Origin of the sequence: Serratia sp. MYb239, assembly GCF_002966855.1 — a bacterium.
In the GTDB taxonomy this organism is placed as follows: domain Bacteria; phylum Pseudomonadota; class Gammaproteobacteria; order Enterobacterales; family Enterobacteriaceae; genus Serratia_B; species Serratia_B rhizosphaerae.
This window is the reverse complement of sequence record NZ_CP023268.1, coordinates 1,745,654-1,768,375: the sequence shown is the minus strand read 5'-3', so window position 1 is coordinate 1,768,375 and position 22,722 is coordinate 1,745,654. Positions and strand designations below refer to the sequence as shown.

The window sequence follows — 22,722 nt, the reverse complement described above, 5'->3', positions numbered from 1 at the left end:
GTTTTCCTTTCGTTAGTTAAGACCGCGCACGGAGGAGATAAACTGTTTGAGCTCAGGGGTCTGCGGATTGGCGAACAGCGTGTTGCCGTCGCCCTGCTCCCAGACGCGCCCCTGATGCATAAACACCACGCGGTCGCCCACTTCGCGGGCAAAATTCATTTCATGGGTCACCAGAATCAGCGTCATGCCCTCGGCCGCCAGCTGCTCCAACACTTTCAGCACCTCACCGACCAGCTCCGGGTCCAGCGCCGAGGTAATTTCATCGCACAGCAGCACCTTCGGCGACATCGCCAGCGCGCGGGCGATCGCCACCCGCTGTTGCTGGCCGCCGGACAGGCTGGCGGGGGAGAAATCCAGCCGGTCGCCCAGCCCGACCTTCTCCAGCATGCGGGCAGCCAGTTCGCGGCACTCCGCCGCGCTTTTCTTCAGCACCCGGCGCGGCGCCAGCATCACGTTTTCCAGCGCCGTCATATGCGGGAACAGGTTGAAGCTCTGGAACACCATGCCGACCGAGCGGCTGATTTCCCGCGCCTGCGCGTCGCGGTCGGTAATGGTCATACCGCCCAGTTTGATGCTGCCCTCCTGGTAGCCTTCCAGCCCGTTAATACAGCGCAGCAGCGTGCTTTTGCCGGAGCCGCTGCGGCCGATAATCGACACCACTTCCCCCATCGCAATATCCAGATCGACGCCCTTGAGCACGTGGTTGTCACCGTAATACTTCTGCACCTGATTAATGGTGATGAGCGGCATTGAATTTATTCTCCAGATAGCGGCTGTAGCGGGACAGCGGATAGCACAAAACAAAGTAGCCCAGCGCCACCAGCGCGAAGACCTTGAACGGCTGGTAGGTGACGTTGGTCAGCATGGTGCCGGCCTTGGTCAGCTCGACAAATCCGATGATCGACGCCAGCGCCGTGCCCTTCACCACCTGCACGGCGAAGCCCACCGTCGGCGCGATGGCGATGCGCAGCGCCTGCGGCGCCACCACCCGCCACAGCGTCTGGCCGAACGACAGGCCGAGGCAGCGCGCGGCTTCCCACTGCCCCTTCGGCAGGGCGCGAATGCTGCCGTACCAGATATCCAGCAAAAATGCGCTGGTGTAAAACGTCAGCGCCAGCGCCGCCGCCGTCCACGGCGAGACGTCCACGCCGAACAGCGCAACGCCGAAGAATGCCAGAAACAGCTGCATCAGCAGCGGCGTGCCCTGAAACAGGGCGCTGTAGCCGCGAATCAGCAATCCGAGCCGACGGCCGCCGTTCAGGCGCAGCAGCAACAGCGGCAGCGTCACCAGCGCGCCGCCGATAAACGCCGTCAGTGACAGCAGCACCGTCCAGCGGCCGGCCAGCAGCAGGTTGCGCACGATATCCCAGTCGGTAAAAGAGGCCATCATGCCGCCACCCCCAGCCATTTACGCCCCGCCGCCATCATCAGCTGACGCATGGCGACGGACAGCAACAGATAGAGGCCGGTGGTCACCAGATACACCTCGAAGCTGAGGAAGGTGCGCGACTGGATCAGGCTGGCGGCGAAGGTCAGTTCCTCATAGGAGACCTGCGACACCACCGACGACCCCAGCATCACGATAATGCACTGGCTGACCAGCGCCGGATAAATACGCTGCAGCGCGGGCGGCAGCACCACCCGCAAGAACGTCTGGCCGCGGCTCAGCCCCAGCACGCGTCCGGCCTCCCACTGTCCTTTCGCCGTCACCTGAATGCCGGCGCGGACAATCTCCGTGCTGTAGGCCCCCAGATTGACCACCATCGCCAGCAGCGCCGCCTCGCCCGCCGTCATTTTCAGCCCCAGGTTGGGCAGGCCGAAGACGATAAAGAACAGCTGCACCACAAACGGCGTATTGCGGATCAGCTCAACATAGGCGCCCCACAGGCGGCTCAGCCAGCCGGCGCGCCCGCTGCGAATGGCCGCGCCGACGATGCCGAGCGCCAGCCCGCCGCAGGTCGCCAGCAGCGTCAGCTGTACGGTAACCCACAGCCCCGCCAGCAGCTCCGGCCAGTACGGCCAGAGTGCGGAAAAATCCAATTGTTGCGTCATGACGGTGCGCCTTACAGCGTGAGGCTGGCAGGCAGCGGCGCTTTCAGCCACTTCTCGGACAGCGCATTCAGCGTGCCGTCCTTGATGCCCTGTTCAATCAGCGCGTCGACCTTGGCCTTCAGCGCCGGCTCGCCCTTTCTCAGGCCGATAAAACAGGGAGAATCTTTCAGCATAAAGCTCGCCACCGGCGCTTTGGCCGCGTTTTGCCGGCTGATGGCCGCCACCACCAGGTTGCCGGTGGCGACATACTGCACCTGGCCGGACAGATACGCCGACAACGTGGTGTTATTGTCTTCATAGCGCTTAATCTGCGCCGCCGCCGGCGCAATGGCGCTCAGCACCATGTCCTCTACCGCGCCGCGCGTCACGCCGACGCTGTGGCCGGCCAGCGCGGCGGCATCGCTGAGCGGTGCCGTTTTCGGGCCGAACACGCCGAGGAAGAACGGCGCATAGGCGCGGCTAAAATCCATCACCTTTTCCCGCTCGGCATTTTTACCGAGGCTGGAAATCACCAGATCGACCTTATCGGTCTGCAGATAAGGCACCCGGTTGGCGCTGCTGACCGGCACCAGCTGCAACTTCAGTTTCATCTGCTGCGCCAGGTAGCGCGCCATATCAATGTCATAGCCCTGCGGCTGCAAATCGGTGCCCACCGAACCAAACGGCGGAAAGTCCTGCGGCACCGCAATGCGGATAGCGCCGCGCTGCTCAATCCGCTGCCACTGGTCGGCCTGCGCCGCGGCAATGTTAGCCAGCAGACAGGCGGCGCCGGCCAGTGCGATGATGATTCTTCTCATTAGCATTTCCCCGTAAAATTAGCATGAAACAAAAGGTTCCATAAAACCAATTCTGCAACTAATGTGCCAATCACGGCCGACGCGACGCTGACGCCGTAAAGAAACGACGCCCGCAAAGTAAATGGCTGTTTTTCAGTATGGAAGGAGGGTCAGGACGGCAATGCAACGGCACTCATCGTGATGTCCCCCTAACCTTTGCGCACCAAAATAAGGCAAAGCACCATGCTGGCGCCCCGTTAACGCTGTTCCAGTTCGTCCAACTGCTGGTAAAGGGTGGCGATCTGATGAATACGCGGGCGCCCGCTGTCCAGCAGCTGATGCAACAGCGCATTCGCCAGCAGGTTGATCAGGCTGTTGGCGGCGGCATAGCTGTCATAGGCGGACACGCTGTCCAGCGGCGCGCACAGCTGCCAGCGCGTCAGCGGAAACAGGCTGTGCGCCTGCGGCTCGCACAGCAGCAGCACCGGCACGCCGTCCGCCTGCAACTGCTGCAGCAGCGGGCGGACAATGCGCGGACGGCGGCGGAACGCCACCATCACCACCAGATCCTGCGCCGAGGCGTCCACCAGTTCTTCGCTCAGGCTCTGCCCCGGCTGCGGCAGCAGCAGCACCTGCCCGCGCGCCTGCAGCAGCTGCTGGCGCAGGTGCAGGGCCGCGGGATAGGCATTGCGCATGCCGATAATAATGATGCGGCGCGCGTTCGCCAGGGCGTCGATCGCCTCGGCGAACTGCTGCGCGTCGATGGCGTTGACCCACTGGGTCAGGTTGGCCATTTCCTGCTTATAGTGGCGCGCCAGCAGCGTGTTGCCCTGCACCGCGTCGCGGTTGTCGGTCAGCGGCATGCCGCTCTGGCGCAGGGTGCGCAGCTCATCGCGCATATCTTTGTATTTGTCATAGCCGAGCCGCTTGAACAGACGGCTGACCGTCGCCTTCGACACCCCGCTCAGCCGCGCCAGCTCCGCGCTGTTATAGCTGATCAGGTCATTAAAGTGGTCAAAGATAAAATCCGCCACGCGCTGCTCCTGCGGCGACAGGGCGGCGTACTGCGCCTTTAAACGTTCATCAAGCTGTTGCATCACGGCCTCTGTAACTTTCGTTTCACCGGACTATAGCCGCAAAGGTCGCCATCGTGCACGCCGGCGCGCAAAAAATTTCTCTGACGCCGCCCGTTACGCAGAGATGGAACAACTTTTGCAACCTCGACGGCAGACGATAACCACGAGGACGATCCATGCAGAGTAATGTAGCGACCCGCGGGATGGCGGTTACGCCGCACCATCTGGCCAGCCAGAGCGCGCTGGCGGTACTGCGGGAAGGCGGCAGCGCTATCGAAGCGATGGTGGCCGCCGCCGCCACTATCGCGGTGGTCTACCCGCATATGAACGGGCTGGGAGGCGACGGTTTCTGGCTGATCGTGCCGCCGGACGGTGAACCGGTGGCGATCGACGCCAGCGGCGCCGCAGGATCGCTCGCCACGCCGGCGGCCTATGCCGATCTGAAACACATTCCCCATCGCGGCCCGCGCGCGGCGCTGACCGTCGCCGGCACCGTCAGCGGCTGGGATGAGGCGCTGCGCGTGTCCGCCGAGCTGTGCGGACGTTCACTGCCGCTGCCGCACCTACTGGCGGACGCCATTGACTATGCCGCGACGGGCATTCCCGTCACCGCCTCGCAGGCCGCCGCCAGTGAGGCGAAATACGCCGAACTGTGTGACCAGCCAGGCTTTGCCGACGCCTTTTTGCCCGAAGGGATGCCGCCGAAGGCCGGCAGCCGTTTTCACCAGCCGGCGCTGGCGACCACCCTGCGGCAGCTGGCGCAGGACGGACTGGACAGCTTTTACCGCGGTGCGCTGGCCGAGCGGTTGGCGGCCGGCATGGCGCAGCTGGGTATGCCCGTCACGCTGGCGGATTTACAGCGGCACCGCGCGCGCCGCAGCCGGCCATTGCGGCTGCAGCACCGGCAGGGAGAGGTCTGGAACCTGGCGCCGCCGACCCAGGGGCTGGCGTCGCTGGCGATCCTCGGCATCAGCGATCGATTGGCAATGGCCGACGCGGACGAAGCAACAACCATCCACCGTCTGGTCGAGGCAACCAAGCTGGCCTTCGGCCTGCGCGACGCGCATATCACCGACCCCGACAGTCTGACCGGCGACAGCCAGGCGCTGCTCGCACCGGCGGCGCTGCAGGCGCTGGCGGCGCGGGTGGACGAACGGCAGGCAGCCCCGTGGGGCGCGGGCAAAGGCCCGGGCGATACGGTGTGGATGGGCGTGATCGACAACAGCGGCCTCGCCGTCTCGTTTATTCAGAGTATCTATCACGAATTCGGCAGCGGCGTGGTACTGCCGGACAGCGGCATCGTCTGGCAAAACCGCGGCGCCGCCTTCAGCCTGGATCCGCAGCATTTGCTGGCGCTGGCGCCGGGCAAGCAGCCGTTCCACACCCTCAACCCCGCCGCCGCGCGCCTGAACGACGGCCGCGTGATGGTGTACGGTTCAATGGGCGGCGACGGTCAGCCGCAGACGCAGGCGGCGCTCTTCACCCGCTACGTACTGCAAAACGCGTCGCTGCAGGAGAGCATCAGCCGGCCGCGCTGGCTGCTGGGGCGCACCTGGGGGCAAAGCTCCGAGTCGCTCAAGCTGGAAGGCCGCTTCCCGCCGGAAATCATTACGCGCCTGCGTGCGCTTGGGCATGAGGTGGAGGTGCTTACCGACTTCACCGAGGCCATGGGGCACGCAGGCGCCATTGTCCGCCACCCGGACGGCCTGCTGGAAGGGGCATTCGACCCACGCAGCAACGGCAGCGCCGCCGGCTTTTAAGGAGAACAGCATGACTCATTTACCCCCGGACTGGCGCGCCTACCTCGCCCAGATGGAACAAATCCTGATGCTGGAGCTGGACGATGAGCGGCGCGCAGAACTACAGCGCCAGTTTATCCGCATTGCCGCGCTGGCGGAGCCGCTGATGGCGTTTCCGCTCGATGAACGGCTGGAGGTTGCAGGAGTGTATCAGGCATGAAATTACATCAGTTAAGCATCCGCGATATTCAGCGGGCGCTCGGCAACGGCGAACTCAGCGCACAGGAGATCGCCCGCCGCACGCTTGACGATATCGCCCGCGTCAATCCGCAGATCAACGCCTGGACCACGGTCACCGCGCAGCGGATGCTGGCGGAGGCGGCGCAGATTGATACGCTGCGACGGCAACACCAGCCGCTGCCGCCGCTGGCAGGCGTCCCTTATGCGGTGAAGAACCTGTTTGACGTGGCGGAGCACACCACGCTGGCAGGCGCGCAGCTGTTCAGCGAGCGGCCGCCGGCCGCGGCCGACAGTTGGGCGGTGCGTCAGTTGCGGCAGGCCGGCGGTCTGCTGTCCGGCATGCTGAATATGGATGCCTACGCCTACGGCTTCACTACCGAAAACAGCCACTACGGCGCCACCCGTAATCCGCACGATCTGCAGCGCATCGCCGGCGGTTCATCCGGCGGTTCAGCGGCGGCGGTCGCCGCCGGCACGGTGCACTTCTCCCTCGGCTCCGACACCAATGGCTCCATTCGCGTGCCGGCCTCGCTGTGCGGCATTTTCGGCCTGAAACCGACCTTCGGCCGGCTGTCGCGCGCGGGCACTCAGCCGTTTGTCGCCAGCCTCGACCATATCGGCCCCTTTGCCCGCCGCTGCAGCGATCTGGCGACGGTATACGATGCGCTGCAGGGCCGCGACCCGGAGGACGCCTTTCAGGCAGAACGCCCGGCGCAGTTGACCGCCATGCAGCTGACGCGCGGTATGGAGGGCCTGCGCTGCGCGGTGCTCGGCGGTTATTTCACCACCTGGTGCGATGACGACGCCCGCGACGCGCTGCGGCGTGCCGCCCGGGCGCTGGAAGCGCATGATGAGCTGATGTTCCCCGAAGCGGAACTGGCCCGCTCCGCAGCCTTTATCCTCAGCGCCTCCGAAGGCGGCAACCAGTATCTGCCCGCCCTACGCCGCGAGCCGGCGCGCTTCGAGCCGCATTCACGCGAGCGCCTGCTCGCCGGCGCGATGATCCCCGCCGCCTGGTACGTGCAGGCGCAGCGCTTCCGCCGCCATGCGCAGCAGCAGTTTATGGCCCTGTTCCGCCATGCCGACGTGCTGCTAGCGCCAGCGACGCCGTGCTGTGCAACGCCGATCGGCGCGCAGGAGATGGACATTAACGGCCAGCCGCTGCCGATACGCGCCAGCATGGGCATGCTGACGCAGCCGATATCGTTTCTCGGGCTGCCGGTGGTCAGCGCACCGCTGCGCACCGCCGCCGGACGCCCCATCGGTTTGCAGCTGATTGCCGCGCCGTTTAACGAACAAGCCTGCCTGCGCGCCGCCGCCGCGCTGGAACAACTGGGCATTGCGGTGGCCGATGCCGCGGAGGTAGCCGCATGATCACGCCCCCAGAGATTAACCATCCCCTGACGCTGGCCGAAGTGACCGCCGCGTTTGACCGCTACGAGCAGGCGCTGGTCAGCAACGATATCGCCGTGCTGGACGAGCTGTTCTGGCACAGCGAACGCACGGTGCGGCTGGGCGCCGGCGAGAATCTGTACGGCATCGGCGATATCCGCGCTTTCCGCGCGGCGCGCCCCGCCGCCGGGCTGGCGCGCAGGCTGCAAAATACCCGTATCGTGACGTTCGGCGAGGATTACGCGGTCTGCAGCACCGAGTTCACCCGTGAGGGCAGCACGCGCATCGGCCGTCAGCAGCAGACCTGGGTGCGTTTCCCCTGCGGCTGGCGGATTGTTGCGGCGCAGGTAAGTTTAATGGAGTAACCGTAAAACTTTGTCGGCAAGGTTTGACGAGAATTTATGCAAGGACGGCGTAAATGGAATTGCCGTAAACGATCGGCATTTTTCTGTCACGATAATGAACGGCAATTGCAGGGGCCGTAGGCGCGGCCCCTGCACCCGCGCCCGCGCTTAGGCACGTTCTGCCTGCTTCGCAGGTTCCCTCTCTGCGTCACCGTCGCCGGGCGGGTCGGCTCTACAGGCATCCCTGCCTGTGCCGCCTCAACCGGACATCCCTGTCCGGTTGCCCCTGGCTCAGGTTCCTTGTTCGGCAGCCCGTGATACGCGCTAAAGGTCAACACCCGAATCTGTCATCACCGGGCCATTTAACAACCGGCGTTGGCATTAATAATCTTAAATTCTAGCTATCCCCGCCAGGGATGCACTCGCCGCCAGTGGTCGGCGATCTGCTGACGGGTGCAGATCCACACGCGATCGTGCTGCTGGATATAGTCCAGAAAACGCTGCAGCGCACGGAAACGCCCCGGACGCCCCAGCAGGCGGCAGTGCATGCCGATCGACATCATCTTCGGCGAGGTCGCCCCCTCCTCATACAGCACGTCGAAACTGTCACGCAGGTAGGTATAGAACTGCTCGGCGGTGTTAAAACCCTGCGCGGTGGCAAAGCGCATATCATTGGCATCCAGCGTATACGGCACGATCAGATGCGGCTTGCGCGTGCCGTCGCCGCACGTCACCTCGCTCCAGAACGGCAGATCGTCACCGTAGTAGTCGCTGTCATAATCAAAGCCGCCGTGCTCCGCCACCAGCCGGCGGGTATTCGGGCTGTCGCGGCCGGTATACCAGCCGGTGGGCGCTTTGCCGAACAGATCGGTCAGTACCTGCACCGCCTGCTGCAGGTGACGCCGCTCGTCGTCGATCGCCATATCCTGATAGTGGATCCAGCGCCAGCCATGGCTGACCACGTCATAGTCGGCGGCCTTGATCGCCGCGACAATCTCCGGATTGCGCGCCAGCGCCATCGCCACGCCGAACACGGTGAGCGGCAGTTCACGCCGACGGAACTCCTGATAAATACGCCAGAAACCGGCGCGGCTGCCGTACTCATACAGCGAATCCATCGACATATGGCGATCCGGATAGCTGGCGGCGCCGATGATATCGGACAGGAACTGCTCGGAACCCGCATCGCCGTGCAGCACGTGGTTTTCCGCGCCTTCTTCAAAGTTCAGCACAAACTGAACGGCGATACGCGCCTCCCCCGGCCAGGCGGCATGCGGCGGCTGGCCGGCGTAGCCGCGCATATCGCGCGGGTAGTCCGGGTGAAGGGTGTCTGGCTGTTGATTCATACGCTGAGCTGTTGCCCCCTGAATAGTTAGCATGGATGTAATGACTGAAATTTTCCGCTGAGCGCCTTACGCTCCGGCCAGGCCAGATCGCCGTATTTACTGGTCGACAGCCCCAGCGCCGCCAGCGATTCGACCATTTTCACCGCCGCGCCGACGCCGTCGATCACCGGCATGCGCAACTCCTGCGTCAGCTCTCGCGCCAGGCTGGCCATACCGCCGCAGCCCAACACAATCGCGCCGCAGCCGTCCTGCCGCATCGCCTGAATACAGCGTTCACGCACCATGTGCTGCGCCCGTCCGCTGCCGTCCTCCAGCGCCAGCACCGGCAGGTCGATGGCGTGCAGCGCGGCGCAGTGTTCGCTGAAGCCGTACTGACGCAGCAGATGGCGGGCGATAATCAACGTGCGCGGCAATGTGGTGACGATGGAAAAACGCGTGGCGACCAGCGTCGCCATATGCATGGCGGCCTCGGCAATGCCGATCACCGGCGCCTGCGCCAGTTCACGCGCCGCCAGCAGGCCGGGGTCGCCGAAACAGGCGATCACGTGCCCGTCGACGCCGCGCTCGCGGCCGGCCTTGATCTGTTCCAGCACCCCGATCGCGGCAACCGCCTCATCAAAATGGCCTTCAATCGACGGCACGCCCTCCGCCGGGCACACCGCCAGAATTTCGGTGCCCGGCGCTGCAGCGGCGCGGGCGGCCGCGCCAATGGTTTCGGTCATGCCGGGGTCGGTATTGGGGTTGATCACTTGTATACATACTGCGGACATCATTGCTCCTTATAGGCGGCGAACAGCCGGACAAAATCGGGATGGCCCAGTTCCGCACGTTCAAAGCGCAGGCTGGCGACAATATGGTCAAAATGCTGTTCGACGGCGGCGCTGAGCGCCGGCAAATCCCGCTGCCGCAGCAGTGCAATCAGCCGTTCATGGTCATTGCAGCGGCAGCCTTGCCGCCACGGCGCGCCCCAGGCGGCAATCACCAGCGAGGAGCGCTGGCACAGCCGCGTCACCATCTCGGTCAACACCGCATTGGCGGAGATCGCCTGCAGCTGAATATGGAATGCGGCGGAGAGGCGGATAGCCGCCGGGCCGTCATGCTCCTCGTGCGCCTGCTGCTCATCGCGGATAATCGCCTCCAGCGCCGCCAGATGCGGCGGCTGACAGCGCGCCAGCACGTCCGGCAGGTTCGCCACCTCCAGCAGGGTGCGGGTGCGGAAAATATCTTTCGCCTCCTCCGCCGTCGGGCTGGCGACGTATGCACCGCGCTTGGGCGCCAGCTGCACCATTTGCACCGCCGCGAGCCGCTGCAGCGCCTTGCGGATACCGGTGCGGCTGACGCCGAACACCTCGGACAGCGCCTCTTCCGGCAGTTTGCTGCCCGGCGGCAGCTGATGTTCAACGATGGCGTTCATCAACGCCTGATAGATGGACTCATCCTTGTCATGCAGGCCGGACGCCGTTTCCAGGCGGTTTTCGTTTTTCATCACCTCACTCCTGATTAACTCTTGCGCATCAAATCGTATACATAAAAATAATTTTTTGTATACAAAATTACGCATTCTGGCCTGAATCCTGCTTCAGCGTGGCTATCCCCCCTCAACAGGGTTTTCATCAGAGGAGCAGATTTCATGCCAAACAGACAAACTACGCGTCAGGGTTACAGCCCGCGGCTGTGCAATGAGGATCTGGCGCCGACCCGCGATCAGAACTGGAGCTGGTACAATATCTTTTCGTTCTGGATGTCGGACGTGCACAGCATGGGCGGTTACGTGGTCGCCGCCAGCTTCTTTACCCTTGGGCTGGCAAGCTGGCAGGTGCTGCTGTGCCTGCTGGCGGGCATTGGCATCGTGCAGCTGTGCGCCAATCTGGTGGCGAAGCCCAGCCAGATGGCGGGCGTGCCCTATGCGGTAATCTGCCGTCAGGCGTTCGGCGTGTTCGGCGCCAATATCCCGGCGGTGATCCGCGGGCTGATCGCCTTCGCCTGGTACGGCATCCAGACCTATCTGGCGGCCAACGCGCTGATGCTGGTGGCGCTGAAGTTCTGGCCGTCGCTGGCGGCGCTCACCGCCGATTCGCTGCTCGGCCTCTCTTACCTCGGCTGGATCTGCTTTGCGCTGATGTGGCTGCTGCAGGCGATGGTATTCTGGCACGGCATGAACGCCATCAAGCGCTTTATCGATATTGCCGGCCCGGCGGTGTACGTGGTGATGCTGGCGCTGGCGGGCTGGATTGTTTATCAGACCGGGCCGGACGGCATCTCCTTTACCCTGGCCGGCAAATCCCTGACCGCCGGCGAGCAGGCCTGGCAGATGATTACCGCCACCGCGCTGGTGGTCTCCTACTTCTCCGGCCCGCTGCTCAACTTCGGCGACTTCTCACGCTACGCGAAGAATATGAATGAAGTGCGCCGCGGCAACCGCTGGGGTCTGCCGTTCAACTTTCTGCTGTTCTCATTGGTGACGGTGGTGATCGTCTCCGGCACCCAGTCGCTGTTCGGCCATATGATCACCGACCCGATTGAAACGGTCAGCCGCGTCGGCAACGATCTGGCGGTGGCGATCGGCCTGCTGACCATGATCACCGCAACCATCGGCATCAATATCGTCGCCAACTTCGTTTCGCCGGCGTTCGACTTTTCCAACTGCGCGCCGCAAAAAATCAGCTTCCGCACCGGCGGCATGATCGCCGCGGTGGGATCGGTGCTGCTGACCCCGTGGAACCTGTTTAACTCACCGGAGCTGATCCACTACACGCTGGACGTGCTGGGCGCATTTGTCGGCCCGCTGTTCGGCATTCTGCTGGCGGACTTCTACCTGATTAAACGTCAACAGCTGTCGGTGGATGACCTGTTCAACGACACGCCGGCAGGTAAATACTGGTATCGCCACGGCTTTAACCCGAAAGCCATCGCCGCCCTGCTGCCTTCCGTCACCGTCGGCGTTATCCTCAGCTTTATTCCGTCGCTGCATGCGGTCGCCAATTTCAGCTGGTTTATCGGCGTGGCGCTGGGCGCGCTGGCCTACCGCTGGCTGGCGCGCGATGAGCAGCAGGCCGCCGCGCCGCGCTTCAGCGCCAAGGCGCTGCTGCCGAAGGAGTAATGCCGCCGGGCCGAACGCCCGGCAATCAGGTGTAAAAAAACCACCTGCTAAGCAGGTGGTTTTTTACTTTCAGCCCTCACCTCTGACATTATCAATTCTGCCATGAAATGATTTCTTCCAGACCTGAGAGTAGCTCTGGAAAATAACTCTCATCAATATCGAAGGAATCCTCAAGCGTGACGCTGTCAGCATGGTCTTCAGGTTTCAGCACCATGCTGACCCCAACGGCTCCGGCAAAGTGTAACTGGTGAAATTTCAGCGTTACCTGCTCAAATGCCGAGGATAAATCAATATCCTTAAATTTTATTCCGTTTTTCAGAGCCTGCTGGAATCCATGCACCTCTTTCCTGAACTGCTCCAACTGACCAACAAAAAACTCTGCCGCAAACTCAGTTTTTAGCCCGGGGACAGAAAATTCAACCCACACCATAATGCGGCTATAGTCTGGCTCCTCTGGCTCAGATAACCTTTCATAAGGCGTTAACTTAAGATGCCTGGTACCGCTTGTGATATCTATCACTATTCCCCCTTACGGCATGTACTGAAAGTGCATGATAGTCCAGTCAGCTTCCCTGACCAAAACCTCAAGACGGTATGATTTGTAAATATAACTGCCCTTATTTTGTCTATCTTCCACAAGCTTATATATGCGGGCTTCGTACCGGAAAATCCCTGGTTTTTTCCGTGGGTCTGCCGTTCTGGTACCATAACGAATGACCTTTTCCTGAATCTGCAAAGGCACATAGCGACCGGGTGTGAGCATATGTTTTGCCGATGACTCACTCATCCTGATAGCACGAGCTGATAAGCCCATTTTCAGGCGACCACGCAAGATGCTAATGGTAGCCTGACTAAGTTTTACCGTTACAGCCGTTTTTACGCCACTCTCCAACAATGCTTTACCAACCCGAAAAAGGCGGAATGCACCAAAGGCAATTAAAGCGAGGTCTGTTGGGTCAATCAGGGGAGCTTCTAATGGCGCCTCTTCCAGTCTGACGAACACGCCATCAGCATCATAAATCCGCCACAAACCGGGAGCCTGCGCCACGGAATAGCCAATACACATCCCGCTTTCATCATCTACAATGGGCTTAGCATTCAGGGGAGGGTTACGGGGGCTGAACTCGAAGTATTCACCGGAAGGTAATTTTGACTGGAAGGTGTAAAAGCGTCCTGGCTCATCGGCAATAAATCCAACTGTCATGTCATGATTCCCTGTTGAATGTTTCCTGGGTCATCATAATGGACATTTTTACTGCAATCCACTTTGCCGGACTGTCGTTGCTCGTCTCAGGCTGCTAACGCCCCGTCGTTCTCGTTGTTCACCCCTGCCAGCACTGTTTAGGTGACTGTCGTTGCCTAACGTAATGCTTAACTTTTGTTTCATATAAATTATGCCATTCGGTGCATATAAAAGGCCGCGAAGGCGGCCTTTTTGACATCTTCTGTTTGTCGTTGACGCTCAGCTGCCGCGGTAGGTTGACCAACCGCCGGGGGCGATTAAAAACGGCAGGTGATAGTGCTGCTCCTCACTGAGCATCAGCTCGATTTGCGCGTGGACATAGGGCGTCTGCCGTCCGGCGGCCGTAAACCAGTCGCCGATGTCCGCCGTCAGGCGATAGCGCCCCGCCGGCAGCACCGCCGGAGTAAAGGCGGCGATGCGGCCGTTGGCGTCGGTAAGCATGCTCGCCAGCGGCTGGTAGTCGCCGTGTTCATAACGCGCCAGATGCACGGCGACGCCGGCGGCCGGCCGGCCGGTAGAAATATCCAGAATATGGCTGCTCAGATTGCTCATGCGCCGATCACTCCTTCCAGTCTGAGTAAGGTAATTTCACGCAGCTGCGCCAGCGACGCCTGCCGCTCCTGCGCCTCGTTATTGTGCAGACGCAGGCGCAACGCCTGCAGAATCTCCGCGCCGCTGCGTCCTTTGGCGCGGATCAGAAAGACCCGGCCAAAGCGCGCTTCATACTGCGTATTGGCCGTGCGCAGCGCCTCGGCAAGCTCTGCATCATGGCGATCCACCGACGCCTGCTCCTGCCGCGACAGGGCGGCGTGTGCCTGACTGCCCGTCGGCCGCTCGCCGATGCGCGGATGGGCGCTCATCGCCTGCTGCAGCTCGGCGTCGCCCCAGTGTTGCATCAGTTCCCCCGCCCGCGCCAGCAGCGCGGCGCGATCGGCATAGGGGCGCGCCTGCACCAGCGCCGACGCCCAGTCCGGGATCGCCACGCAGGGGCTGAGCAGCGCAATGGCCGCATCAAGCGGTAAACGGTTAAAGCGTTCGAGCACGTTCATCGTGACTCCTGTTGCTAACGACTGCGTCATGTTTCTCTTCCGGCATAATCAGGTTAAGGATAATCGCCACCAGACCGCCGCTGGTGGCCGCCGAGCCGAACAGGTTGCCGACCAGCGGCGGGAAATGGGTCAGAAACGCCGGCACCGCCTCAATACCGAGGCCGATGCCGAACGCCAGCCCGACGATCAGCATCGTGCGCCGCGTCAGCGGGTTCTGGGTGATGATGCGGATGCCGGCGGCAACCACACAGCCGAACATCACCATCGTCGCCCCGCCCAGCACCGGCGTGGGGATCTGGCGCAGCAGCTCGCCAAACGGCGGGAACAGCCCCAGCAGGATCAGAATAACGCCCATATAGCGCCCGACATAGCGGCTGGCGACGCCGGTCATCTGAATCACGCCGTTGTTCTGCGCAAAGGTGGTGTTCGGGAAGGCGCACAGCATCGCGGCGATCATACAGCTCACGCCGTCGGCCAGAATGCCGCCCTTCAGCCGGCTGCGGAAGGCGGCGTTATCGATCGGCTGTCGGGAGATCAGGCTGTTGGCCGTCAGATCGCCGACCGCCTCCAGAATACACACCAGCGACACCAGCGCGATAGGCAAAAAGATCGCGCTGTTGAACTGGAAGCCGAACGGGAACAGCGCCGGCAGCCGGAACCAGGTTTCACCGATCGGCGCCGGATGGAAGTTGCCGGTCAGCGCCGCCGCCAGGCAACCCGCGGCGATGCCTACTACGATCGACGCCAGCCGCAGCCAGCGGTTACCGACGCAGCTCAGCAGCACAATCACCCCCAGCGTCAGCCCTCCCAGACCGATATTGCTCATGCTGCCAAAATCCTTTGCCCCCTCGCCGCCGCACCAGTTGATCACGCTCACCTTAATCAGGCTGATGCCGATCAGCGCAATCACGCTGCCGGTGATCACCGGCGTAAAGATTTTCTTCAGCGGTTCAATAAAACGGCTGACGACCACCGGCACCAGCGCGGCGACAAAATTGACGCCGAACAGCATCGCCATAATGTCCTCAGGCCCGCCACCCTGCTGTTTCACCCACAGACCGCCGGCCACCGACACGCCAAGAAACGCAAAGCTGGTGCCCTGCATGCAGATCATGCCGGCGCCAATCCCCCATACCCGATTAGACTGCAGAAACGTGCCGATGCCGGAGGCCAGCAGCGACATGCTGATCAGGTAGGGCATCCACGCCTCCAGCCCCAGCGTGGCGCCGATCAGCAGCGGCGGGGTAATAATGCTGACCAGCCCGGCCAGTACGTGCTGCAACGCGCTAAAAAATGCCGGCAGCGGCGGAATGCGCTGTTCAAGACCGTAAAGCAGCGTGCTGTTTTTCTCGTCTGACATGCCATTATCCCTCAGTAAATACGCTTTCCCCTGAGGTGTGCACAAAACAGGCCAGCTTGTCGCCGGTGCAGCGGATCGGGCGTCAAAAAACCATATTTTTATTTTTTATCAATCGATTAACCTCGAAAATAGCCGTTCCCTCTCTTTTTCTCCGCCACTGAAACGTTGGGTTCACAAACCAACATCAAGAAACTTATGATTCATAAACAGGCAAAGACTCCCCCGAAATGCTGCTTTATGGTGCAACGCTGCCGCATCCGGCGCGCTGCGACGGCAAATGCCGATGTGGTACGCAAATTGCTCGGGCCTATGACCGGATCTACAGGAGGACATCATGAAAGCATTGGTCATTGGCGCCGGCATCGGCGGGCTCAGCGCGGCGGTCGCGCTGCAACAGGCGGGCATTGAGTGTGAGGTTTTTGAAGCCGTAACGGAGATTAAACCGGTGGGCGCGGCCATTTCCATCTGGCCCAACGGGGTGAAATGCATGCAGCATCTGGGGATGGGAGAGATTATCGAAACCTACGGCGGCCCGATGCGTTCAATGGCCTATCAGGAGTACCGCAGCGGCGCGATTATGACGCGCTTTAGCCTGGCGCCGCTGATTGAACGCGTCGCCGGCCGCCCCTGCCCGGTATCGCGCGCCGAGCTGCAGCGGGAGATGCTGGACTTCTGGGGCCGTGACCGCGTGCAGTTCGGCAAACGCGTCACCGAGGCGCAGGAAGATGCCGACGGCGTAACCGTCCGCTTCGGCGACGGCTCCAGCGCGCGCGGCGATGTGCTGATTGCCGCCGACGGCAGCCGTTCGGCGCTGCGTCCGGCGGTGCTGGGCTATGCGCCGGAGCGACGCTATGCCGGCTATGTCAACTGGAACGGACTGGTGGAGATTGATGAAGCCATTGCGCCGGCTGATCAGTGGACGACCTTTGTCGGTGAAGGCAAACGGGTGTCGCTGATGCCGGTGGCCGACGGACGCTTCTATTTCTTCTTTGACGTGCCGCTGCCGGCCGGGCTGGCGGAAGACCGCAGCACGCTGCGCGCCGATTTACGCCGTTACTTCAGCGGCTGGGCGCCGCAGGTGCAGCGGCTGATCGCCGCGCTGGATCCGGCCACCACCAACCGCATCGAGATCCACGACATTGAACCGTTCGAGCGGCTGACGCGCGGCAGGATCGCGCTGCTGGGGGATGCCGCCCACAGCACCACGCCGGATATCGGCCAGGGCGGCTGCGCTGCCATGGAGGACGCGGTGGTGCTTGGCGACGCGTTCCGCACCCACCGCGATATCGCCGCAGCGCTGCAGCAGTACGAAAGCCGGCGCTGCGAACGGGTGCGCGATCTGGTGCTCAAGGCGCGTAAGCGCTGCGATATTACCCACGGCAAAGATATGGCGCTGACGCAGGCGTGGTATCAGGAGCTGCAGCAAGAGAGCGGCGAGCACATTATCAACGGCCTGTGCGACACCATCCAGGGCGGCCCGCTCGGCTGAGAACAGAATGCGCCCGGCGGCGTCGCGCTGCGTTACCGCACCTCGCCCGGCCTCTTTTCCGCGCCGGCGGACTGTTGTAAAAAGTAGCGCGTCTGCAGCTGCTCAAGCGCCATTGCCGCCTGTTTGCGCTGCGCCTCTGAGCGGCCGGCGCTATAGCGCCGCAGGCGTTCTTCCGCCGGCGGATGGCGGTTAAACGCTTGGGTGATGGCGAACACCGACGATTTCAGCTCGCTGACGGTCATATATTTACCGTGCTTTTCATCCAGCCCGTTCAGCCGGCTGGTCAGCTGCTGCAATTTCTGCATCCCGTCGCGCCAGCCGAGGAGCGAGGTTGCCGGCAGCGCGTTAGCCTCCAGATGCTGCCGCCACGCCTGCTGCATTTCCGCCACCTCGGGATTATCCGGCCACAAGGCCTGCGCCTGTTCAATCAGTTGCTGACCATAACGCAGCGGCCAGTCCGGCGGCAGCGCCATCAGCCACTGCAGTTGCTGACGGGTTTGCTCCGTTAACGCATCGGCCTGCGGCGGCGACGTTAATGAAAGATGACGCAGCGCGCCTAGCTGCTCCCTGCTCAGCGTGCCCGGCAGCGGCGTCAGCGAGGCGGTCAGCTGTTGCTCCGCCGCTGACGGCGCGCTCAGACTGTGCCAGCCCCACAGCAGCAGCCCGCCCGCCAGCAGCGCGCTACAGGCGCCGGCCAGAAACGCCCTGACGGGGCGCACGCCGCGCGGCGCTGTTGCCACCCTCTCCTCCGCCGGCTCCGGCGGCACCACCAAGACCAGAGGCTCCGCAGCGGCCGGCTCATCGGCGTGGCTGACCACCGCCTGCGGCGGCAGCGCGACGGCCGGCTGCTGCCATGCATCGCGCGGCATATTTTCCAGCCGGGCAATCGCCTGCCGGATCCGCAACTGCATCCCTTCCGTACGGCTGGCCTGTTGCAGCTCATGGCGCGCCAGCGTCTCCGCCAGCCGTTCCAGGCTCTTTTCCAGCTGATACAGCCGTTCCAACTCATCGCGGTCGTCCAGCGCCAGCGTGCGGAACACATTCTGCAGCCGCTGGTTGAGGCCGGTAATAATCTCCACCCGCGTATGCACATTGGTCGGCCACATCACCGACCACTGGTAGGCCGTCAGCACATTGACCAGCGCCAGCCCTTCCTGCATGCCCGCCAGCCCGGCAATATGCACCCGCGCCAGCGTATACCAGGCTGCGGTTTGCAGATCCACGCCGTTATGTTCAAACAGCCGTAGGCACAGCGACTCCACCGTGCGCCATTCAACGTCCGGCCGCGCCGGGTGGGACAGTTTCATCAATTCATCGCGCAGCACGGCGTAGTCCGGCAGCGCGCGCGGGTCGCCGCCGATTTTAAGGTGTTTATCCTTGTTCACGGGAATGGTTCCGTTAGAAATTAGAGAGAGGAAAATTAATAAGCGGGCGTGGTATTAATGCGTTGTTGTTGCTTCAGATGCCGCAGCAAGACTTTGCCCTCCGGCATAAATTCGGTGCCGTAGCGCACCAGCCCGAGGCCTTTCAGCTCGGCGTCGATGGCGTAGCGCAGTTCGCCGGGCGCCGTCTGTTCCAGCATGACGACGCTGATGCTCTTCAGGCGCGGCTCATACTTCAGCAGCACCTCAGAGAGCGTGGTCATCAGCTGATGCGCCGTGCCGGGCATGCCCTGCAGGATTTTGCTCATATCCGGCAGGCCGTAGTCCGGCAGATGGGCCAGCGTGCCGGCCCGGGCGTTGAGGATGCGCTGCAGATTATCCAGTACCGACAAAATCACCTGGTTTTCTTCGCTGACCAGGGGCAGGTCGAGGCCGCCGGTAAAATTGCCGTAGAGCATGTCGTATAAAGAGGGGGCGTTGTGGGCCTGTGTCATAGGTTCTCCTTAAGGGTGGGCGCATCAGGTGAAGTAAAATCTGACGAGGTGGAAAAATACCGGCGCGGCAAAGCACAGGGAGTCGATGCGGTCCATCATGCCACCGTGGCCTTCTATCATCGCGCCGAAATCCTTGACGCCGCGATCGCGCTTAATCGCCGACATACACAGCCCGCCGGCAAAGCCCAGCAGAGCGATCAGGATTCTCAATGTCTGGTGGCCGCCGGTGCCAACGACGGCCTTTCGTTTACTCACGGGTGATAGCCGCACGACGCGTTGCCGCTATGTCTCCCGCTCCGACAGCAGCGTCAGGCTGTTGCCATCCGCCGCTAAAACGCGCGCCGTATCCGGATCCAGCGCTTCGCGTGGCAACACCAGCCGCCAGCTGTTTTTCTCCATATCCGGCTGGCGGAACAGCCCGACGACGGCCACAAATTTCGCTGCGGCATCCATTGGCATATCAAGAATGGCGGCATTGCCCGGTTTGAGCACCACATCGCGGCGGGCGAGCAGATCGCCGGTCAGCAGCGTTTCATCCTCCTTCAGCAGTTGCCGGTAGACCAGCGTGTCGAAGGCTTTACGATCCCGCAGTTGATAAACGCGAATCATCAGCGGTTGTGACGCGGAATTGCTCTCGCGCGCATCGGTATTCAGCGCCTCACGGGCAACAAAATCCAGATGCAACACCTTTATTTTTTTATAAAAAATGGACGTCACGGTCGATTTGGCGCCATCGGTAACGCTCTGGGTCAGGCCGCACCCTGCAAGGCCGAACGCCATGACGGGCAGCAGAAGACAAGCGGTTTTAGTCAAATTGGTACGCAACACGTCGGTTTCCTTGTATTGTGACTGCCGGCTGCAGGCCGCTGTAACAGCCGAGTTCCGTGGTAAAAGTCCGGGGAATATCTGCGGGAAGCGCCTCGTCTGCCACACCGAGCACGCCGTTCATTCCCAGCCAGAGCGGCGCTTCGCCCAGCGCCGGCGCCGCCAGCAGGCCGGTGCTGACGGCAAGCCGGATGCGGGCCTTAAAGCGCCAGCCCAGATAAACCCGCAGCATCACCAGAAAATCCTGATAGAGCTGTCCGTCCGGCATCCAGCCCAAAACCTCCCGCTCGCAGTCGGTAGCCAGTTCAATCAACAACTGGCTGCTGGTGTCCATCGCTTCTTCACCCAGCACCTGGTTGCCGTCCAGCAAAAAATCGTCATCATCCGCAAAGCCGAGCGGCCGCTCGACCGCCACCGCCCGCAGGCAATAAGGACTGACGCACACGCGGGTGTGCGGCGCCAGCAGCTGCACCAGCGCCTGCAGACCCTCCTGGGTTTTCCCCGGCAGGCGCAGTACGCCCAACAGCGCCAGAAAGCGCGAGACCGGGGTGGCGATATGATGTGCCGTGCCCGGGATCCCCAGCCCCACCAGCCCCAGCAGCGACTGAGAGATGGCGTCGGCGCCGCCGGACTCAAAGGTGGCCGGGTAGGAATACTTGCGCCAGATGCGGTAAAACTGGGTCAGGATGCGGTGGTTGAAAATATCGAGGAACCCCTGCAGCGCCTCATGCCCTTCCCTGCGCTGCGTAATATCGTCCAGATAGGCGGTCGGCAGCGGTGAATCGACGCCGTACAGCCCCATAAAGGTGGTGCGCACCTTCGGCGGCGCATGCGCATCCTCTTCATGATATTCAACGGCTTTCAGTTCGCTGGCCGGAAACCCCATGCCCGGATGGGGCACCAGCCGCAGCGGATCGTCACCCGGTTTACTGGTCGCCCCTAACGGCGGACGCTGCGGATGGCACTTTTCCAGCAGCTGGCAGAAACGATAAAAATTTATTCGCGTCAGTTCGGCTTCCAGGCGGGGAGTTAGCCGGGAATGCGGCGATTGTGTTTCTCTTCCCATTCCAGACGTTCTCCGGTCGGTTGCAAAATGATGATCAGGCGGTTAAACAGATAGATATCGGTATAGAGGGCAAAAAAACGGCTCAGCATTTCACCGAACAGACAAATATCCCCGTGGCCGGCAAAGCCCTGGCTGTCGAGCGTTACCTCAATCTGCACGCCCCGCAGCAGGTGCCCCTGTTCAAAACGCGCCGTCTCGCCGTGGCGGACATCGACAATCGCCTCCAGCCGGCGGCGATTCATCTCGCTATCGGTCCACTCATACAGCGCCAGAGTGCCGCGCAGCACCTCGGCGTTATCCATCATCGACAGGAAATTGCTGCCCAGATGGCTCAGTACGCGCCAGTGAAAACGGTCCCGGTCCGGCGGATAGCAGGGCTGCGTCGGCGCACAGAGGTTGCGCACCCGAATGCTGGCCGCGGTGGTTTTCATCACCGTATCCAGCACCGTGCTCTGCAGCGCCCGCCGCGGCAGCTGGCCGTTGGTGCCGGTAAGCGCCAGCGACAGACTTTCGTTGGCCGGCACCGTATGGTTATCGAACGCCTCGCCGCCCAGGATCAGCCAGGTGTTATACAGCCCGGACGGCCCCCGGCGCACGCGGGTGTGGTAATAATATTCCGGCGCCTCATGGCGCAACATGCCGCCCTTATGGCGAAAACTGGCAAACGGCACATAGGTATGGTTGCCGGACGACACCACCGCATCCACCGAGTAAATCTCGGTATGGCCGTCCTGTACCCGCATCGGGCGCAGCAGGTATTCGGTCTGCAGCGAATCGAGCGTCAGCGGATCGGACTCCAGCGGAAACAGGTTGATCACCGGCACGCAATGTAACCGCAGGTGCTGTTCCGTAAAGGTAAAGTCGTGTTGCCAGCGCTCGGCCAGCACCACCTCGATCTCGAACCACGCCAGCTGCGCCGGAAGCGCCACGGCGTCCATCCCCTTCAGACCGGTGAACATGAACTTCTCGCGGAAGGTGAAATACTCCAACAACAGCTGATAGCCGCTGAAACTGCTGTTGCCCGCTGGCCACAGGGCGTCATCATCACCAAAGCCCAGCGCCGTAAAATGGCCTTCCAGCGGCCGGCTGTCGGTCTCACCCGGCAGCCGCAGCCGCATACGGGCGACATTCATGGTGAAAGCTTGATGCATGGCGCAGGCCAGCGGCGCGTCGGCGTTCAGGTAGAGCGGGATGCAGCGGAGGTCGATACGGCTCCAGTCCGCCAGGCTGCTGCAGTTAAAGCGCAGCCGCACCAGCGAGCGGCCGTCCGGGTCCGTGGTCAGCGTAGCCGTTTCCAGCGACAGCGGCTGCAGGCACAGCTCCTGCGTGGTGGTGTAGCGACAACGCGTGCCCTTTTCGCCAATCGGCCGGGAGAGCACCTCAAAACCTTTGGCAATGCCCATTTTCTCTTTCATTTCCCGCCAGTCCGGGGTGAACTCCACCACCGACATCGACGGGATGGTACGCAGATAATGCGGCCACAGCAGGCTGACCAGCCCTTCGGTCAGCTCCGGCAGGTCATCATCCAGTTTCTCGCGCAGCCGCCCCATCAGAAAGGCAAAGCCCTCAAACAGACGCTCGACGTAAGGGTCGCGCGCGCCGGCCCGGTCCAGGCCAAGCATCGCCGCGCGTTCGGGGTGAGCCTGGGCAAACTCTTCGCCGGCTTCCAGCAGGTAGCGCATTTCGGCGTCGTAATAACGCAGGGTTAGATCGTCCATAAAAACCTGATTATCTGAGGTGAGTGTGATT

The 22,722-nt window shown here is 62.3% G+C and carries 24 protein-coding genes and 1 pseudogene; 6 read left to right on the top strand and 19 right to left on the bottom strand.

Going from position 1 to position 22,722, the window contains the following annotated elements:
* Nucleotides 1-12: 12 nt before the first annotated feature.
* The 5 genes from CLM71_RS08360 to hpxU form a co-directional block, all read right to left on the bottom strand.
* Nucleotides 13-750 (bottom strand): amino acid ABC transporter ATP-binding protein, encoded by a 738-nt coding sequence (locus CLM71_RS08360; RefSeq protein WP_105230595.1) that lies wholly within the window; start codon nt 748-750, stop codon nt 13-15.
* Nucleotides 731-1,387: an amino acid ABC transporter permease gene (locus CLM71_RS08355; protein ID WP_199776409.1), complete on the bottom strand. Its 657-nt coding sequence runs from the start codon at nt 1,385-1,387 to the stop codon at nt 731-733. Before CLM71_RS08355 ends, CLM71_RS08360 begins: the two co-directional genes overlap by 20 nt.
* Entirely contained in the window at nt 1,387-2,052 is a 666-nt protein-coding gene (locus CLM71_RS08350) for an amino acid ABC transporter permease (protein ID WP_105230593.1), read from the bottom strand. Before CLM71_RS08350 ends, CLM71_RS08355 begins: the two co-directional genes overlap by 1 nt.
* An 11-nt stretch (nt 2,053-2,063) precedes the next feature.
* Nucleotides 2,064-2,849 carry a transporter substrate-binding domain-containing protein gene (locus CLM71_RS08345; RefSeq protein ID WP_111737344.1) on the bottom strand — a complete coding sequence of 262 codons (786 nt, stop codon included), beginning with the start codon at nt 2,847-2,849 and terminating at the stop codon, nt 2,064-2,066.
* Nucleotides 2,850-3,085: 236 nt separating this feature from the next.
* Nucleotides 3,086-3,925 carry a MurR/RpiR family transcriptional regulator HpxU gene (gene hpxU, locus CLM71_RS08340; RefSeq protein ID WP_105230591.1) on the bottom strand — a complete coding sequence of 280 codons (840 nt, stop codon included), beginning with the start codon at nt 3,923-3,925 and terminating at the stop codon, nt 3,086-3,088.
* A 155-nt stretch (nt 3,926-4,080) separates the two neighbouring features.
* Here hpxU and hpxW point away from each other — a divergent pair, with 155 nt between their 5' ends.
* Genes hpxW through hpxZ form a run of 4 tightly spaced genes read left to right on the top strand, consistent with a single transcriptional unit; the run spans nt 4,081 to nt 7,640 of the window.
* Nucleotides 4,081-5,664: an oxamate amidohydrolase gene (gene hpxW / locus CLM71_RS08335; RefSeq protein ID WP_105230590.1), complete on the top strand. Its 1,584-nt coding sequence runs from the start codon at nt 4,081-4,083 to the stop codon at nt 5,662-5,664.
* A 10-nt stretch (nt 5,665-5,674) separates the two neighbouring features.
* The gene (hpxX, locus tag CLM71_RS08330) at nt 5,675-5,863 is read left to right on the top strand and encodes an oxalurate catabolism protein HpxX (RefSeq protein WP_105230589.1); all 189 of its coding nucleotides are present in this window, start codon (nt 5,675-5,677) and stop codon (nt 5,861-5,863) included.
* Nucleotides 5,860-7,257: an AtzE family amidohydrolase gene (locus CLM71_RS08325; RefSeq protein WP_105230588.1), complete on the top strand. Its 1,398-nt coding sequence runs from the start codon at nt 5,860-5,862 to the stop codon at nt 7,255-7,257. Before hpxX ends, CLM71_RS08325 begins: the two co-directional genes overlap by 4 nt.
* Complete coding sequence (gene hpxZ / locus CLM71_RS08320; protein WP_105230587.1) at nt 7,254-7,640, top strand: oxalurate catabolism protein HpxZ; 387 nt, start codon at nt 7,254-7,256, stop codon at nt 7,638-7,640. The genes CLM71_RS08325 and hpxZ overlap by 4 nt, the downstream gene beginning before the upstream one ends.
* Nucleotides 7,641-8,020: 380 nt before the next feature.
* Here the strand turns inward: hpxZ and puuE are convergent, their stop codons facing one another.
* From puuE to CLM71_RS08305, 3 genes are read right to left on the bottom strand one after another with little or no spacing between them, the layout of a single operon-like run.
* Entirely contained in the window at nt 8,021-8,965 is a 945-nt protein-coding gene (gene puuE / locus CLM71_RS08315; RefSeq protein ID WP_105230586.1) for an allantoinase PuuE, read from the bottom strand.
* A gap of 26 nt (nt 8,966-8,991) precedes the next feature.
* Nucleotides 8,992-9,735, bottom strand: a complete 744-nt coding sequence (hpxA, locus tag CLM71_RS08310; RefSeq protein WP_105230585.1) for an allantoin racemase — start codon at nt 9,733-9,735, stop codon at nt 8,992-8,994.
* Nucleotides 9,735-10,451 (bottom strand): GntR family transcriptional regulator, encoded by a 717-nt coding sequence (locus CLM71_RS08305; RefSeq protein WP_105230584.1) that lies wholly within the window; start codon nt 10,449-10,451, stop codon nt 9,735-9,737. The genes hpxA and CLM71_RS08305 overlap by 1 nt, the downstream gene beginning before the upstream one ends.
* A 144-nt stretch (nt 10,452-10,595) precedes the next feature.
* On the opposite strand from CLM71_RS08305, the gene CLM71_RS08300 reads away from it, so the two are divergent.
* Nucleotides 10,596-12,065, top strand: a complete 1,470-nt coding sequence (locus tag CLM71_RS08300; protein ID WP_105230583.1) for an NCS1 family nucleobase:cation symporter-1 — start codon at nt 10,596-10,598, stop codon at nt 12,063-12,065.
* A gap of 91 nt (nt 12,066-12,156) precedes the next feature.
* Here the strand turns inward: CLM71_RS08300 and CLM71_RS08295 are convergent, their stop codons facing one another.
* The 5 genes from CLM71_RS08295 to CLM71_RS08275 all read right to left on the bottom strand — a co-directional run bounded on the left by CLM71_RS08295 (nt 12,157) and on the right by CLM71_RS08275 (nt 15,717).
* Nucleotides 12,157-12,585, bottom strand: a complete 429-nt coding sequence (locus CLM71_RS08295) for a hypothetical protein (RefSeq protein WP_234008634.1) — start codon at nt 12,583-12,585, stop codon at nt 12,157-12,159.
* 9 nt (nt 12,586-12,594) lie between these two features.
* On the bottom strand, nt 12,595-13,269 hold the full coding sequence (locus CLM71_RS08290) for a hypothetical protein (RefSeq protein WP_234008633.1): 675 nt from the start codon (nt 13,267-13,269) through the stop codon (nt 12,595-12,597).
* Nucleotides 13,270-13,527: 258 nt separating this feature from the next.
* Nucleotides 13,528-13,860 carry a hydroxyisourate hydrolase gene (gene uraH / locus CLM71_RS08285; RefSeq protein WP_105230581.1) on the bottom strand — a complete coding sequence of 111 codons (333 nt, stop codon included), beginning with the start codon at nt 13,858-13,860 and terminating at the stop codon, nt 13,528-13,530.
* Nucleotides 13,857-14,357, bottom strand: coding sequence for a 2-oxo-4-hydroxy-4-carboxy-5-ureidoimidazoline decarboxylase (uraD, locus tag CLM71_RS08280; protein WP_105230580.1), 501 nt, complete (start codon nt 14,355-14,357; stop codon nt 13,857-13,859). The genes uraH and uraD overlap by 4 nt, the downstream gene beginning before the upstream one ends.
* On the bottom strand, nt 14,335-15,717 hold the full coding sequence (locus tag CLM71_RS08275) for a nucleobase:cation symporter-2 family protein (RefSeq protein WP_105230579.1): 1,383 nt from the start codon (nt 15,715-15,717) through the stop codon (nt 14,335-14,337). The genes uraD and CLM71_RS08275 overlap by 23 nt, the downstream gene beginning before the upstream one ends.
* Nucleotides 15,718-16,051: 334 nt before the next feature.
* Between CLM71_RS08275 and hpxO the strand changes: the two genes are divergently transcribed.
* Entirely contained in the window at nt 16,052-17,206 is a 1,155-nt protein-coding gene (gene hpxO, locus CLM71_RS08270) for an FAD-dependent urate hydroxylase HpxO (RefSeq protein ID WP_105230578.1), read from the top strand.
* Between the two features lie 32 nt (nt 17,207-17,238).
* Here hpxO and CLM71_RS08265 read toward each other — a convergent pair whose 3' ends face one another.
* From CLM71_RS08265 to tssF, 6 genes and pseudogenes are all read right to left on the bottom strand, one after another.
* A complete protein-coding gene (locus CLM71_RS08265) occupies nt 17,239-18,591 on the bottom strand; it encodes a VasL domain-containing protein (RefSeq protein ID WP_234008632.1) in 1,353 nt (450 codons plus the stop codon).
* 35 nt (nt 18,592-18,626) lie between these two features.
* Nucleotides 18,627-19,082 (bottom strand): type VI secretion system baseplate subunit TssE, encoded by a 456-nt coding sequence (gene tssE / locus CLM71_RS08260; protein WP_105230576.1) that lies wholly within the window; start codon nt 19,080-19,082, stop codon nt 18,627-18,629.
* 24 nt (nt 19,083-19,106) lie between these two features.
* Nucleotides 19,107-19,292 (bottom strand): annotated as a pseudogene (locus CLM71_RS08255) (phosphatidate cytidylyltransferase); the annotation flags it as partial.
* Between the two features lie 72 nt (nt 19,293-19,364).
* Nucleotides 19,365-19,910, bottom strand: a complete 546-nt coding sequence (gene tssJ, locus CLM71_RS08250; protein ID WP_105230575.1) for a type VI secretion system lipoprotein TssJ — start codon at nt 19,908-19,910, stop codon at nt 19,365-19,367.
* Nucleotides 19,888-20,973: a type VI secretion system baseplate subunit TssG gene (gene tssG, locus CLM71_RS08245; protein ID WP_105230574.1), complete on the bottom strand. Its 1,086-nt coding sequence runs from the start codon at nt 20,971-20,973 to the stop codon at nt 19,888-19,890. Before tssG ends, tssJ begins: the two co-directional genes overlap by 23 nt.
* A complete protein-coding gene (gene tssF / locus CLM71_RS08240) occupies nt 20,937-22,691 on the bottom strand; it encodes a type VI secretion system baseplate subunit TssF (RefSeq protein ID WP_105230573.1) in 1,755 nt (584 codons plus the stop codon). Before tssF ends, tssG begins: the two co-directional genes overlap by 37 nt.
* Nucleotides 22,692-22,722 lie beyond the last annotated feature (31 nt).